Source organism: Methylobacterium sp. 13MFTsu3.1M2 (assembly GCF_900112625.1).
Taxonomy (GTDB): Bacteria; Pseudomonadota; Alphaproteobacteria; order Rhizobiales; family Beijerinckiaceae; genus Methylobacterium.
In genome coordinates this window covers 159,569-173,621 of record NZ_FOMM01000004.1, presented here as the reverse complement: position 1 = coordinate 173,621, position 14,053 = coordinate 159,569, and the positions used below count along the sequence as shown (strand labels likewise).

Below are 14,053 nucleotides of genomic sequence, written 5' to 3'. Positions count from 1 at the left end.
ACGATCCAGCGGAGACAGGTGCGGCGTAAGGCTGCCACGATTTCGCGGGATCAAGGCCACGAACGCTCAGGAGTTCCATGCCATGGCGAACCAGCCACAGGCGACGCGTCGCTTCCGGCTCCGCGACATCGTCGAGGACCGGCGGATCGCGCTCATGCTGGCACTCGGATTCTCGTCCGGACTGCCGCTGCTCCTGGTGCTGGGGACGTTCACGCTCCGCCTCGCCTTCTCGGACATCGACGTCCGGGCGATCGGCCTCTTCAGCTACGTGGCGCTGCCCTACTCGCTGAAGTTTCTCTGGGCGCCCGCGATCGACCGCCTGAACGTGCCGGTGCTGAGCGCCCGGCTCGGGCGCCGCCGCGCCTGGATGGTGACGACGCAGGCCGCGGTCGCCCTGTGCCTGATCCTGATGGCCTTCTCGGACCCGAAGACCAACCTCGCGCTCCTCGGGCTCGGGGCCTTCCTGGTGGCGTTCTGCGCGGCCAGCCAGGACGTCGTGATCGACGGTTGGCGCATCGACGCCGCCGGCAGCGACTTCCAGGGCATCCTGGCGGCGACCTCGAACCTCGGCTACCGCCTCGGCCTGATCAGCGCCGGCGCGGGCGCGCTGTTCATCGCCTCCGCGGGGGGCTGGACGCTGGCCTACCTGATCATGGCCGCCCTCATGCTGGTCGGGATGATCGCCGCCCTGCTGGCCCCGGCCTTCGACAGACCGCGCGCGGCCCCCGCCGAGACGCCCGGCCGGTCCCGGTTCTGGTCGATGCGCCGCGCCATCCTGGAGCCGCTGACCGAGCTGCACGGCCGGTTCGGCGGCTCGCTCTGGGGCATCCTCCTGCTCGTGGCCCTGTTCCGGCTGCCCGACTTCCTGTCCGGCGTCATGGCGAGCCCGCTCTACCGGACGCTGGGCTTCGACCTGAAGGAGATCGCCACCGTCACCAAGCTCTACGGCATCTGGGTCGGCATCGCGGGCGGCTTCGCGGGCGGCTGGGCGCTGGCCCGGTTCGGCCTGTTCCCGACGCTGCTGCTCGGCGCCTTCCTGGCCGCCGCCTCCCACCTCGCCTTCGCGTGGCTGGCGGCCGGCGCGCCCGAGATCTGGCGCCTGACCGTGGCCATCTCGATCGAGAACTTCTGCGGCTCCTTCGCGGGGATCGTGCTGATCGCCTACATGTCGAGCCTCACCAGCCCGGCCTACGCGGCGACGCAGTACGCGCTGTTCTCCTCGCTCTACGCGCTGCCGGGCAAGCTGATCGCGGGCTCGTCGGGCTTCGTGGTCGCGGCGATCGGCTACCCGGCCTTCTTCGTCATGACCTCCCTCGTGGGAATCCCCGTCCTCGTGCTCTGCCTCGCGGTCGGGCGGCGGAGCGGTCGGGTGGAGGCCGCGGCCCCGGCGCGGGACGCCCAGGAGCCGGGGAACCGCATCCCGGGGCCCGAGCTTCCTACCACGGCGCGCGCCCCCGGGGCGGCGTGAGCGGGACAGATCCAGGGATCGACGGATGAGCACGAGCGACCTCACCCGCGCCGGCGAGACGCTGCCGGCCGAGACGCCAGAGATAGCGCTGAGCGACGCGGATCTCGCCGCCCTGCGCCGCGCCGTGCAGGTGCTGGAGCGTCCGAGCCTCGCGGCGCGGCTCTCCGCGGCGGCCGGCGCGCCCCTCGACATCATCGGCCGATCGCTGCCGACCCCGGTCACCGAGGCCGTCAGCCGCAGCACCGAGGTGGCCATGCGGGGCGCGCTGCGCGTCGCGCTGGCGACGCTGCCGCGCAAGGAACTCGTCCCCGCCGAGGGCGAGGGTCTCGGCGGCGTGGCCGCGAAGGCCGAGAGCCGTCTCACGCGGCTGCTCGGCTCGGGCGACGCCAAGCACAAGGCGATGGCGGCGCTCTCGGGCGCGGTCGGCGGCGCGTTCGGCCTCGCGACGCTGGCGGTCGAGCTGCCGGTCTCGACCACGCTGATGCTGCGCTCGATCGCCGAGATCGCCCGGGAGGAGGGGGAGGATCTCGAGACCCCCGAAGGCGCGCTCGCCTGCGTGCAGGTCTTCGCCCTCGGCGGCCGGGCCATGGCGCAGACCGAGGCGGGCTCGGCGCTCACCGAGAGCGGCTACTTCGCGGTCCGCGCCGCGCTGGCCAAGACCCTTTCGGAAGCGGCCCGCTACGCCGGGAGCAAGACGCTCCTCGACGAGTCGGCCCCGGCGCTGATCCGCTTCACCGCCCAGATCGCCGCGCGCTTCGGGCTCGTGGTCTCCCAGAAGGTCGCCGCCCAGGCGGTGCCGATCCTCGGCGCCTTCGGCGGGGCGGCGGTCAACACCGCCTTCATGAACCACTTCCAGTCGACCGCGCGGGCGCATTTCACCGTGCGCCGCCTGGAGCGCGCCTACGGCGCCGCCGCCGTGCGGGCCGCCTACGAGGTCGAGAAGGCGGCGCTCGGGATCGCTTGATCCGCCCGCGCTAAAGCCGCAAGGATCCGCGCCATCCGCGCGGGGCGGAGGCACGGAGGCGGCTCTGATCGGCAACGGCGAGATGGTGGCCCGGCTGGCGCTGGCGGCCCTGTTCGGCAGCGTGGTCGGCCTGGAGCGCGAGCGCCTGCTCTGGGCGGCCGGCCTGCGGACCCACATGCTGGTCTGCGTCGGCTCCTGCCTGATCATGCTGGTCTCGGCCTTCGGCTTCGCCGACGTGCTGGGCGCCGAGCACGTCGTCCTCGACCCGTCCCGGATCGCCGCGCAGGTCGTCTCCGGCATCGGCTTCCTCGGCGCGGGGACGATCCTGCTCCGCGGCGAGGTGGTGAAGGGCCTCACTACGGCCGCGAGCCTCTGGGGCGTGGCGGCGATCGGGCTGGCGATCGGCAGCGGCCTCTACGTGCCGGCGCTCGCCGCGACGGCGCTCATCGTCGGGATCCTGGCCGGCGTGAAACCCTTCGAGGAGCGCTGGCGCGACCGGATGCGCGCCCAGACGCTGCGGCTGACCGCCAAGCGCGGCACCATGTCGATCGACACCCTCCAGGCGGCGACCGGCGAGCGTGCCTCGCGCGTCCGGACCTTCACGGTCCATCCGGGGCCCGACCCGGACCTCGACGAGGTCACCGTCACCTTCGTGCGCCTGTCGCGCACGAGCTTCGAGACCATCGCGGCGAAGCTGCGGGCGATGCCGGACGTCACCTCCGTCGACGTGGCGGAGAGCTGACGGCGGGTGACGCGGGGGCGTGCCGCCGCCGGGGCTCAGAACGTCCCGGCGCCCTCGCCGTCGAGGAACAGGCGGTAGGCCGGGTTCTCGGTCTCGTCGGTGGCCGGGTAGCCGAGCGCCTCGATGACGGCGTCGAAGCGGGCGCGCTCGGCCGGCGGCACCGCGATCCCGGCGAGCACCCGGCCGTAATCGGCGCCGTGGTTGCGGTAGTGGAACAGCGTGATGTCGAAGTCCGGGCCCAGCGCTTCGAGGAACTTCATCAGCGCGCCCGGCCGCTCCGGGAACTGGAAGCGGAACAGGCGCTCGTGCGCCACCCCCACGGCCCGGCCGCCGACCATGTAGCGGACATGGACCTTGGCCATCTCGTTGTCGCTCATGTCGAGGACGCGGTAGCCGGCGTCGCGCAGGGAGCCGATCAGCGCCTGCTTCTCGCGCTTGCCGCCGCCGACGTTGATGCCCACGAAGATCTGCGCCTCGGAGCCCGGGGCGTGGCGGTAGTTGAACTCGGTGACGGCGCGCGGGCCGAGCGCCTGGATGAAGGCGCGATAGGCGCCCGGACGTTCCGGGATCGTCACGCCGATCAGGACCTCGCGCTGCTCGCCGATCTCGGCGCGCTCCGCGATGTGGCGCAGGCGGTCGAAGTTCAGGTTCGCCCCCGACGAGATGGCGATCAGCGTGCCGTCGCCGCCCTCCCGCTCGGCGTACATCTTGGCGCCGGCGAGGCTCAGCGCCCCGGAGGGCTCGGACACCGCGCGGGTGTCGTCGAAGATGTCCTTGACCGCGGCGCACATGGCGTCGGTGTCCACGGTGATGACCTCGTCGAGATGCTCGCGGCAGAGCCGGAAGGTCTCCTCGCCGGCCTGCCGCACGGCGACACCGTCGGCGAACAGGCCGACGCTCGGCAGGCTGACCCGGGTGTCGGCCGCGAGCGCGGCGGCCATGCAGGCGGCGTCCTCGGGCTCGACGCCGATCACCTTGGTGCCGGGCCGCAGGTACTTCACGAAGGTGGCGATCCCGGCGGCCAGCCCGCCGCCGCCCACCGGCACGAAGATCGCCTCGATCGGGCCGGTATGCTGCTCCAGGATCTCCTTGCCGATGGTGCCCTGGCCGGCGATCACGTCCGGATCGTCGAAGGGGTGCAGGAAGGTCAGGCCCTGCTCGGCCTCGAGGATCTTGGCCTGCGCCAGGGCCTCGTCGAAGGCGTCGCCGTGCAGCACGACCTCGGCCCCGCGCGCCCGGCAGGCATCGACCTTGATCGAGGGGGTGGTGCGCGGCATCACGATGACGGCCCGCGCGCCGAGCTTGGCGGCGGCGAGGGCGACGCCCTGGGCGTGGTTGCCCGCCGAGGCGCAGACGACGCCGCGGGCGATCTGGTCGGGGCGCAGGCCCGACATCTTGTTGTAGGCGCCGCGCAGCTTGAACGAGAAGACCGGCTGGAGATCCTCGCGCTTGAGCAGGACCGGCCGGCCGAGCCGCTGCGTCAGGCGCGGCATCGGATCGAGAGGGCTCTCGATCGCGACGTCGTAGACGCGGGCGGTGAGGATCTTGCGGATGTAGTCCGTCACGGTGTGCAGTCTCGGCCGATGCGCGGGGCGATGCCGGCCAGATAGACCCTCCGGCCCGCGGATGCGAGCGCGCCCCGCGCGCGGCAGGTCAGCCGAGACGGTCCACCAGCGCCGCCACCCAGACGAGCAGCGCCGCCATCTGCGCCATGAACGTGCCGGCGGAGGCGAGGTCCTTCACGGTCCCGATCATCGGGTGATGGCCCGGATGGACGTGGTCGCAGAGCTTCTCGACGGCGGTGTTCAGGAACTCCGCGGCCAGCATCAGCAGCAGGCTGACCATCAGGGCGACGCGCACCCAGAGCGTCGCGCCGAGGAACAGCGCGACCGGGATCCCGAGCGCCAGGAGCACGAGTTCCTGTCTCACGGCCCGCTCGGTGCGCGCGCCGTGGCGCAGGCCGCGCCAGGAATTCAGGAAGGCGAGGACCAGGGCGTTCATCGGATGGCGGCCTCCGGCACGGACCGGCTGATCCACTTGGCGAGCAGCGGGCCGGTGAGCAGCACCACGAACAGGCGCAGGGTCTGGACGGCCAGCACGAAGGAGACGTCCGCCTTCGAGCCGACCGCGATGATCGCCACCGAGTCGAGGCCGCCGGGGCTCGTGGCGAGGATCGCGGTCAGCAGGTCGATGGGCAGCAGCAGGGTCAGCCCCCAGCCCCACGCCGCGCAGAGGGCGATGACCGAGAAGGTCGCCGCCAGGATGCCCGGCAGGGCGGTGACGGTCAGGCGCAGCGTCTCGCGGGTGAAGCGCAGGCCCACGTAGATGCCGATGCAGGCGTAGGCGAGTTCGAGGAGCGGCACCGGCAGCGCCATCCGGACGAGCCCGGTGGCGTGGAGCAGGCTGCCGAGAACCATCGGCCCGATCTGCGCGCCGGCCGGAACCCGCAGGGCGAGCGCCGCGCCCGCGCCGACGACGGCGACCGCGAGCGTCGCCAGCAGCGAGAGCGGACCGGTGACCTCGCCGGCGCCGGCCGACGCCCCCGGGACCGGGGCCTCCATCAGGAAGCGGGCGGCCAGCGAGGCCGAGAAGACCACGGCGGCGACGCGCACGTACTGCATGAAGGCGACGAGGCGCGGATCGGCGCCGAAATCCTCGGCCATCGCCACCATGGCGGAGGCGCCGCCGGGGGACGAGCCCCAGGCCGCGGTGGTCCCGGGGAGCACGCGCAGGCGCGTCAGGATCCAGCCGACCAGGCCGCTGACCGCGACGGTGACCAGCACGACCGCGACGATGAGCGGCCCGTCCTCCATCAGGGTCTGGGCGATCTGCCCGGTGACGGCGTGCGCGACAAGGCAGCCGATCGCCGCCTGGGAGGCCTGGAACGCGGGCCGCGGGACGCGCAGGCGCGAGCCGCCGACGCCGAAGGCGATGGCCGCGATCATCGGCCCGAGCAGCAGCGCGGCCGGGAATTGCGCCTGCATCAGGCCGTACGACACGGCCGCCGACGCGGCGGCGAGGGCGGCCCAGAGGCCGAGGGTGCGGAGAGGGGGCAAGGCGACCGATCGGGAGAGGCCCGCTTCAGCCGGCAGGCGTCAGGCGCGCGCTATACCGCAATATTGGCCCTGTCACGGCAGAGTTTCGGCACGGCGCCCCCGCGCGGAACTCAGGGCTCGCGCGTGAGGGCCGCGAAGGCGGCGTCGAGGCGCGCCCGGGCGTCGGCCAGGCCCTTGCGGCGGGCGTCGAGCCAGTCGCGGTCGGTCCGCAGCCGCGTCTGCGCGGCGCCCAGCATCCGCCGGACCTCCGCGGGCTGCGGGCCGCCGAGCCCCTTCGCGGCGTCGATCATGCCGCGGGCCGACAGCGCCGCCCGGAAGCGGGCCTCGTCGAGGGGCAGGTCCGGCTTCAGCCCCGACCCCGCCGCGGCCTCGGCGTAGATGCGCCGCACCTCCGGGAAGGGCAGGTCGGCCGGGCGCAGGTCGTGGCTGCGGCCGTAGCTCACGAGCTCGGACGCGAAGTGGTGGCCGAGCCGGAACGGCACGTCGGCCTCGCGCTGGAGCGTGTCGGCGAGCTCGGTGGTGGTGGAATAGTCAGCCGCGACCTCGTCGGCGGCGCGCGCCCGGTCCACGACCAGCCCGTCGAGGACGCGCGTCCAGCGCCGGCACATCTCGGCGGCCTCGGCCAAAGTTCGCCCCGGCGGCTCGGCCTGGTTGCGCTTGTAGTCCGGCATGCCGGAATCGACGTTGTGCGCCATGATGACGAAGGCCTGGGCGGCCCCCACGACGTCGCTGGCCTTCATGCGCAGGCTGTAGAGCGCGACGGGGTTGCGCTTCTGCGGCATGATGCTGCTCGGCCCGGTGAGCGCGCCCTCCCGCAGCAGGATCCAGGGCCGGGTCTGGTGGTACTGCGCGTAGAGGTCCTGCGCGAAGCTGCCGGCCGTGGTGGCGAGGTTCGCCGCGAGCCCGGTCAGCTCGAGCCCCATATCCATCGGCGCGAGCTGGCCGGAATCGTAGCTGTTCTCCACCGGCGCGTCGAAGCCGAGCAGCGCCGCCAGCCTCTCGCGATCCACCGGGAAGCTCGACGTGCCGAGGGCGGCCGCGCCCAGGGGCGACAGGTTCAGCCGCGCCCAGGTCTCCCGGAGGCGGTCGGCATCGCGGGCGAGGACGGATGCGTAGCCCAGGTAGACGTGGCCGAGCGTCGTCGGCTGGGCCTGCACCCCGTTGGTGTAAGCCGGGACGATCGTGTCGGCCTCGCGCTCGGCCACCGCCAGCAGAGCCGCCCGGGTCTCGTCGAGCGCCTTGGCCAGGTTCAGGAGACGGTCGCGCTGCTCGAGCTTCAGCACCGTCGGGATGATGTCCTGGCGGCTGCGCCCGGAATGCATCCGGGTGGCGTCGGCCCCCGCGATGGCGGTGATCAGCGGCTCGATCCGCAGGTAATCGTCCGGCCGCTCGGCGCCCGGCTTGGCGGCGTCGGCGGCGACCTGGTCGAGGGCGCGGGCGACGGTCGCGCCCAGCGCCCGCGGCACGATGCCGGTCTCCACCGTCATCACCAGGGAGGCGCGGTTGATCTGGTCGATCCGGGCGAAGCTGTCCTTCGGCTCGGCGCGTGCGCCCGCGGGGATCAGCAGCGCCAGTACGGCCCAGACCATCGTGCGCCGCATCGAGCCGCTCCCTGTCGTCACCCGTCCTGATAGACCGGTCGCGGCCCCTCTTCCTATTCACAACCGCTCAAGGTGGGCGTCCGCGGCGGCTCAGGCGACGGCCTCCCCGTCGCGGCAGGCGGCCGTGCCCGCTGGCGCGTGCGCCCGGAAGAAGGCGGCCAGGCTCGCGAGGCCGGCGGCCCGCGGATCGCTCGCGCGCCAGACCAGCGCGATGGTCCGCCCCGGGCCGTCGACGTCGAAGGCGCGGGTGACCGTCAGGCCGTTGGGATCGGGGCTCGCCGGCACCGCCAGGGCCGGCAGCAGCGTGTAGCCGGCGCCGGCCGCCACCATCGAGCGGAGCGTCTCCAGGCTGGTCGCGTGGCGGCCCACCGAGGAGCCGGCGCCGCAGGCCGCGATCGTCTGGTCGCGCAGGCAGTTGCCCTCGTCGAGGAGCAGCAGGTCCGGCCCCGCGATCTCGTTGGCGGAGAGCGCGCCGCCCCGGGCAAGGGTGTGCTCGGCCGGGCAGGCGAGCCAGAACGGCTCGACGAACAGCGGCGAGACCGCGAGCCCGTGCGAGGGCAGCGGCAGCGAGACCAGGGCCGCGTCGATGCGGCCGTCGCGCAGACCCTCGACGATGTCGGCCGTGCGCGATTCCGACAGCGAGAGCATCAGCAGCGGGTACTGCTCGCGCAGGGGCCGCAGCACGAGCGGGAAGAAGTAGGGGCCGAGCGTCTGGATCGCCGCCAGCACGAGACGCCCGGTGAGCGGCGAGCCGCGCCCCTCGCTGGCCAGCGCCAGGAGCCGCTGCGCCTCCGCCAAGACGACCCGCGCCTGCCGGACGATGGCCTGGCCCGCCTCGGTGAGCAGGATCCGCCGGTTCGAGCGCTCGAACAAAGTCAGGCCGAGCGCGGTTTCCAGCTTACGGACCTGCACGCTCAGCGTCGGCTGGCTGACGTTGCAGCGCTCGGCAGCCCGGCCGAAATGCCCCTCGTCGGCGACGGCAACGACGTATTCGAGATCGCGGAGGGAGAGGCCGGTCAGATTCATAGGCTGCGTCTATCAGAACCTTTGTGACGATGCATTTGCCTCGGGGTCACGCCCCGGTCATAACCCTTCACCAGAACGGTTCCAGGCTGACCCCACTGTCCACCGAGAGCCTTCGCAGTACGGAGAGACGGTACGCATGAGCGATCAACGCCCGATCCTGACCACCCGCCAGGGCCATCCGGTCCGCGATAACCAGAGCACCCGCACGGTCGGTGAGCGGGGCCCGGCCACGCTCGAGAACTACCAGTTCATCGAGAAGATCACCCACTTCGACCGCGAGCGGATCCCGGAGCGCGTCGTCCACGCCCGCGGCGCCGGCGCCCACGGCTGGTTCGAGGCCTACGGCAAGATCGGCGACGAGCCGGCCTCCAAGTACACCCGCGCCCGCGTGCTGAACGAGACCGGCGTGAAGACGCCGATGTTCGTGCGCTTCTCGACGGTCGCCGGCGCCAAGGAGAGCCCGGAGACCGAGCGCGATCCGCGCGGCTTCGCGGTCAAGTTCAAGACCGTCGACGGCAACTGGGACCTCGTGGGCAACAACCTCAAGGTCTTCTTCATCCGCGACGCGATCAAGTTCCCCGACATGATCCACGCGTTCAAGCCGGACCCGGTGACGAACCGGCAGGAGGCGTGGCGCTTCTTCGACTTCGTGGCCCAGCACCCCGAGTCGATCCACATGGTGACGCACCTGAAGTCGCCCTGGGGCATCCCGGCCAATTACCGCGAGATGGAAGGCTCGGGCGTCAACACATACAAGCTGGTCAACGACCAGGGTGAGGCGGTGCTCTGCAAGTTCCACTGGGAGCCGAAGCAGGGCGTGCGCAACCTGACCTCGAGCCAAGCCTCCGAGATCCAGGCCAAGGATGTCGGCCACGCGACCCGCGACCTGTACGACAACATCAAGGCCGGGAATTTCCCCGAGTGGGAATTCTGCGTCCAGATCATGCCGGACGGCCCGAACGACCACCTGTCGTTCGACCCGCTGGACGACACGAAGCTGTGGCCGGTCGACCAGTTCCCGCTGCTGCCGGTGGGCCGCATGGTGCTCGATCGCGTGCCGGACAACTTCTTCGCCGAGGTCGAGCAGTCGGCCTTCGGGACCGGCGTGCTGGTCGACGGCATCGACTTCTCGGACGACAAGATGCTGCAGGGGCGGACGCTGTCCTACTCGGACACGCAGCGCTACCGCGTCGGCGCCAACTACCTCCAGCTGCCGATCAACGCGCCGCAGCCCGGCGTGAAGGTCTACTCGAACCAGCGCGACGGTCAGATGGCCTACACGGTCGACGGCACCGGCCCGAACAAGCACATCAACTACGAGCCGTCGACGCTGGCCGAGGGCCTGCGCGAGGCGCCGAAGCCCGCGAAGGACTACCACCAGCCGGTGGAGGGCCGCCTCGGACGCTACCAGACCTCGCGGACCGAGGACGACTACACCCAGGCCGGCGTCCGGTACCGCTCGTTCCAGGATTGGGAGCGCGACGACCTGATCGCCAACCTCGTGGCCGACATGAAGCAGTGCCCGGAGCCGATCCAGCTGCGGATGGTCTGGCACTTCTGGCACGCCGACGAGGATTACGGCCGCCGCGTCGCCGAGGGCGCCGGGATCGATCTGGAGAAGGCCAAGGCCCTGCCGCCGCTGCCGGGCCGCGCCGCCCCGGGCAAGCGCCTGCAGTCCGAGACCCTGACCGACGGCTCGCAGGCGCACCGGGTCGCCGCCGAGTAAGCCTCGCGCGCGCGCTCATCGACACAGCCCCGCGCGGTCACCCGGCCGCGCGGGGTTCTCGTTTGCGGAACGGACGGGGGCGAAGATGGCGAGTGTCGTGCACCGCGGGCCCGGCCCGAACGCCGTCATCGGCGGCATGCGGGTCTCCTATCTCGCGCGCAGCGACGAGACCGGCGACGGCCTCGGCATCTACCGCGTCGCGATGGATCCCCGGACGCCGGGCGCGGGACTGCATCGCCACGCCCGGCTGACCGAGACCTTCTCGGTCGAGGCGGGCCGGCTCGCCCTGCACGTCGACGGTGCGGATCACGACCTCGGACCCGGCGATTTCGCGCTGATCCCGCCCGGCGTCGCGCACGCCTTTGCCAATCGCGGCGACCGCACGGTGCGCTTCACGCTGAGCTTCGCGCCGGCCCTCGGCCGCGAGGGCTTCTTCGAGGGTCTGGCCCGCCTCGCCGCGGAGGGACGGCTCGGCGACGCCGCCGCGATGACCGACCTGATGGCCCGCTACGATCAGGAACCGCTGGCCGGGTTCGCCGGCTGGAGTTCGGTCAGCGGCTGAGCGGCCGGATCCCGCGGCTCGGGTTCGGCCGCGCTGACCTTCCGGTCGCGTCCGGCGGCGAGCCCGATCAGGATCGCCGCGACGGTGATGCCGACGAACAGGGCGCCCGGCACGGCCCAGCCGCCGGTCGCCTCGTGGGCGAGACCGAAGAGCAGCGGCCCCAGCGCGGCGCAGGTGTAGCCGATGCCCTGCGCCATGGCCGAGAGGCCGGCGGCGCTCGCCGCGTCCGCGGCGCGCAGCACGATCAGGGTCAGGCCCAGCCCGAAGCAGCCGCCGATCCCGAAGCCCAGCGCGCAGGCGGCGGGGATCCGCAGGGACTCCGCCCCGAAGGCGAGGACCACGAAGGCGGCGGCCGTCAGGCCGGGAATCACGACGATCCAGGCGCGCTGGTCGCGGGCGCGGGCCGCCAGCATGGCAACAAGCAGGGCGCCCGGCGCCTGCACCAGCGTCGCCAGCGAGGCGTAGAGCCCGGCATTCAGCGGCGTGAGCCCGCGGCCCTGCAGGAGCAGCGGCAGCCAGCCGAACAGGATGTAGGCGAGCGACGATTGCAGGCCCATGAAGCCCGTCACCCACCACGCCAGCGGGTTGCGGAGCAGCCGCCCGGCCGAGGGCGCGGCGGTCGAGGCGGTGCGGCGGGCGAACGGGATCCACACGAAGGCCGCCACCAGCGCGGGCAGCGACCAGATCGCCAGGGCGGAGGGCCAGCCGCCCCCGAGGGCGTGCTCCACCGGCACCGAGGCCCCGGCGCCCGCGGCCGCGCCGAGGCACAGGGTCATCGTGTAGAGGCCGGTCATCAGGCCGCCGTTGCCGGCGAAATCGCGCTTCACCAGCGCCGGCAGCAGGACGTTGTCGAGCCCGATCCCGATGGCCGCGAGCGCCGTGCCGGCGAAGAGCGGCACGAGGCCGCCGAGACCGCGGAGCGTCAGGCCGGCGACGAGGATGGTCGAGCCGGCGAGCACGGCGAGGTCGGGCCCGATCCGGCGGATCAGCGGCGCGGCCAGCGCGCAGGCGATGCCGAGGCACAGGACCGGCAGCGTCGTGAGGATGGCGGCGCCGCCGGCGCCGAGCCCCGTGCCGTCCCGGATCGTCGCCAGCAGGGGGCCGACCGTGCTCAGCGCCGGGCGCAGGTTGAACGCGACCAGCATCAGCGCGAGGCCGAGCAGGAACCGGTTGGCGGTCGCCCGGTCCGCGGTCACGGCCGCCGCCGCGCGATCACGGCTCCGCCCAGGCAGGCGGCCAGCATCAGCGCGAAGGCGGCGTCGCCGAACTGACCGTAGAGCGTGCCGCCGACGATGCGGGCGGGCAGGTCGGCGTCGAGCCAAGTCTCGGTGTCGAGCGAGGTGCGGGCGACGACGCGGCCGTGCGGGTCGATCACCGCGGAGATCCCGGTATTGGCGTCGCGCACGAGCGGCAGACCCTCCTCCACGGCGCGCAGGCGCGCCTGCGCCAGGTGCTGGCGCGGCCCCGGCGTGTCGCCGAACCACGCGTCGTTGGTGACGTTCAGGATCAGCCCCGGCGGCTGCGGGGACGGCGCGGCGTGCCCGGCGGGCAGGATCGCGCCCGGGAAGATCGCCTCGTAGCAGATGGTCGCCGCGACCGGCGGCAGGCCCGGCACCGTCAGGATCCGCTGCCCGGCGAGCGTCCCGGCCGAGAACCCGCCGGGGATCGCCACGAACTGGCGCAGCCCCACGGCCCGCAGGGCGGCGTCGAGGGGCGCGGGGAGGTACTCCCCGAACGGGACGAGGTGGACCTTGTCGTAGCTGTCGGAGATCCGGCCGTCCGGGCCGATCACCAGGACGGCGTTGAAGAAGCGCAGGCGCTCGCCCGGCAGCGGCTCCTCGGCGCGGGCCGCCCCGGTGATCAGGTGCTGCCCGGGCTTGAGTCCGGCCGCCACCTTGGCCAGGGCGTCGGGGTCGCGCTGGATCAGGAACGGGAAGGCCGATTCCGGCCAGACGATATGGGTCGGTTCCGGCGCACCGGCCTCCGTCGGGCGCTGGCTCAGCTCGATGTAGCGGTCGACGATGTCGGCCCGGTTCTCGGGCCTGAACTTGGCGTCCTGGGGCAGGTTGGGCTGGACGAGCCGCAGCCGGACACCCGCGACCACCGGGTCGGGCGGACCGAGCCGCTCGGCCCCGTAGAGCGCCAGGCCGGCGAGCACGATCGCGGCGGCGACGCTCGGCCCAAACCGGGCGCGCGGATTCGCGCCGGTGGCGAGCGTCGCGGGCGCCGCGCAGACCAGCGCGGCCAGGATGCCCAGGCCGTAGAGCCCGATCGCCGCCGCCCCCTGCATCAGCCAGAGGTTCTGGGCCAGCGCCATCCCGAGGGTGTTCCAGGGGAACCCCGTGAACAGGTGGCCGCGCAGCCAGTCGGCCGCGCCGAGCCCGAAGGCCAGGGCGGCGATCCGCGCCGCGCCCCGCGCCCAGAGCAGGCCCGCGGCGCCGAAACCGGCGCCGTAGAACAGGCCGAGGACGAAGGGCAGGCCGATCACGCCCAGCGGCAGGGCCCAGAGGAACTCGTCGGCCTCGACCAGGAAGGCCTGGCCCAGCCACCAGAGACCGGCGGTGAGGTAGCCGAAGCCCCAGGCCCAGCCGATGAGGAAGCAGGGCGCGAATCTCCGGACCGTCGTCCGACCGACCGCAGCCCCGTCCTGCAGCCAGACCGCGACCGTCAGGGAGACCGCGAGCGCCGGCAGGAGCCCGTAGGGCGGCATGGCCAGCGCGCCCAGGGCGCCGGCGAGCCACGCTAACCCGAGCCGGCGCCAGCCGGTCAGGCGCGCGATCGCCAGCACCGCGCCGGGGACGCGCGCCCGCTCCGGATCGGACATGGGACCCGGGATCGGCCCGCGCATCGGTGCGCCGGCCGCCGCGGGCGACCGGGCGAAACCGTCCACCAGACCCGTCACGCCGCG

The 14,053-nt window shown here is 73.1% G+C and carries 12 protein-coding genes; 5 read left to right on the top strand and 7 right to left on the bottom strand.

The features are described 5' to 3' along the window. The first annotated feature begins 82 nt into the window (after positions 1-82). The 3 genes from BM314_RS04230 (at position 83) to BM314_RS04220 (ending at position 3,174) form a co-directional block, all read left to right on the top strand. The gene (locus BM314_RS04230; protein ID WP_091977058.1) at positions 83-1,468 is read left to right on the top strand and encodes an AmpG family muropeptide MFS transporter; all 1,386 of its coding nucleotides are present in this window, start codon (positions 83-85) and stop codon (positions 1,466-1,468) included. A gap of 25 nt (positions 1,469-1,493) precedes the next feature. Continuing rightward, positions 1,494-2,432: an EcsC family protein gene (locus BM314_RS04225; RefSeq protein WP_091977056.1), complete on the top strand. Its 939-nt coding sequence runs from the start codon at positions 1,494-1,496 to the stop codon at positions 2,430-2,432. Between the two features lie 82 nt (positions 2,433-2,514). Further along, positions 2,515-3,174 carry an MgtC/SapB family protein gene (locus tag BM314_RS04220; protein WP_020093479.1) on the top strand — a complete coding sequence of 220 codons (660 nt, stop codon included), beginning with the start codon at positions 2,515-2,517 and terminating at the stop codon, positions 3,172-3,174. Between the two features lie 35 nt (positions 3,175-3,209). Here the strand turns inward: BM314_RS04220 and ilvA are convergent, their stop codons facing one another. The 5 genes from ilvA to BM314_RS04195 form a co-directional block, all read right to left on the bottom strand. Beyond that, entirely contained in the window at positions 3,210-4,802 is a 1,593-nt protein-coding gene (ilvA, locus tag BM314_RS04215) for a threonine ammonia-lyase, biosynthetic (protein ID WP_280142534.1), read from the bottom strand. 25 nt (positions 4,803-4,827) lie between these two features. Then, entirely contained in the window at positions 4,828-5,175 is a 348-nt protein-coding gene (locus tag BM314_RS04210; RefSeq protein ID WP_020093477.1) for a diacylglycerol kinase, read from the bottom strand. Then, entirely contained in the window at positions 5,172-6,230 is a 1,059-nt protein-coding gene (locus tag BM314_RS04205) for an AbrB family transcriptional regulator (RefSeq protein WP_020093476.1), read from the bottom strand. Before BM314_RS04205 ends, BM314_RS04210 begins: the two co-directional genes overlap by 4 nt. Before the next feature lie 110 nt (positions 6,231-6,340). Next, a complete protein-coding gene (locus tag BM314_RS04200) occupies positions 6,341-7,831 on the bottom strand; it encodes an argininosuccinate lyase (protein WP_091977052.1) in 1,491 nt (496 codons plus the stop codon). Positions 7,832-7,921: 90 nt separating this feature from the next. After that, positions 7,922-8,857: a LysR substrate-binding domain-containing protein gene (locus BM314_RS04195; RefSeq protein WP_091977051.1), complete on the bottom strand. Its 936-nt coding sequence runs from the start codon at positions 8,855-8,857 to the stop codon at positions 7,922-7,924. 136 nt (positions 8,858-8,993) lie between these two features. Between BM314_RS04195 and BM314_RS04190 the strand changes: the two genes are divergently transcribed. Next, the gene (locus tag BM314_RS04190) at positions 8,994-10,583 is read left to right on the top strand and encodes a catalase (protein WP_056522549.1); all 1,590 of its coding nucleotides are present in this window, start codon (positions 8,994-8,996) and stop codon (positions 10,581-10,583) included. A gap of 85 nt (positions 10,584-10,668) precedes the next feature. Beyond that, the gene (locus BM314_RS04185; RefSeq protein WP_091977050.1) at positions 10,669-11,145 is read left to right on the top strand and encodes a cupin domain-containing protein; all 477 of its coding nucleotides are present in this window, start codon (positions 10,669-10,671) and stop codon (positions 11,143-11,145) included. On the opposite strand, the gene BM314_RS04180 is transcribed toward BM314_RS04185, so the two are convergent. Together BM314_RS04180 and lnt are read right to left on the bottom strand one after the other, a co-directional pair. After that, a complete protein-coding gene (locus BM314_RS04180) occupies positions 11,097-12,341 on the bottom strand; it encodes an MFS transporter (RefSeq protein WP_091977048.1) in 1,245 nt (414 codons plus the stop codon). The two genes, BM314_RS04185 and BM314_RS04180, sit on opposite strands and share 49 nt — an antisense overlap. Continuing rightward, the gene (gene lnt, locus BM314_RS04175; protein ID WP_244539835.1) at positions 12,338-13,969 is read right to left on the bottom strand and encodes an apolipoprotein N-acyltransferase; all 1,632 of its coding nucleotides are present in this window, start codon (positions 13,967-13,969) and stop codon (positions 12,338-12,340) included. Before lnt ends, BM314_RS04180 begins: the two co-directional genes overlap by 4 nt. Positions 13,970-14,053: the final 84 nt, after the last annotated feature.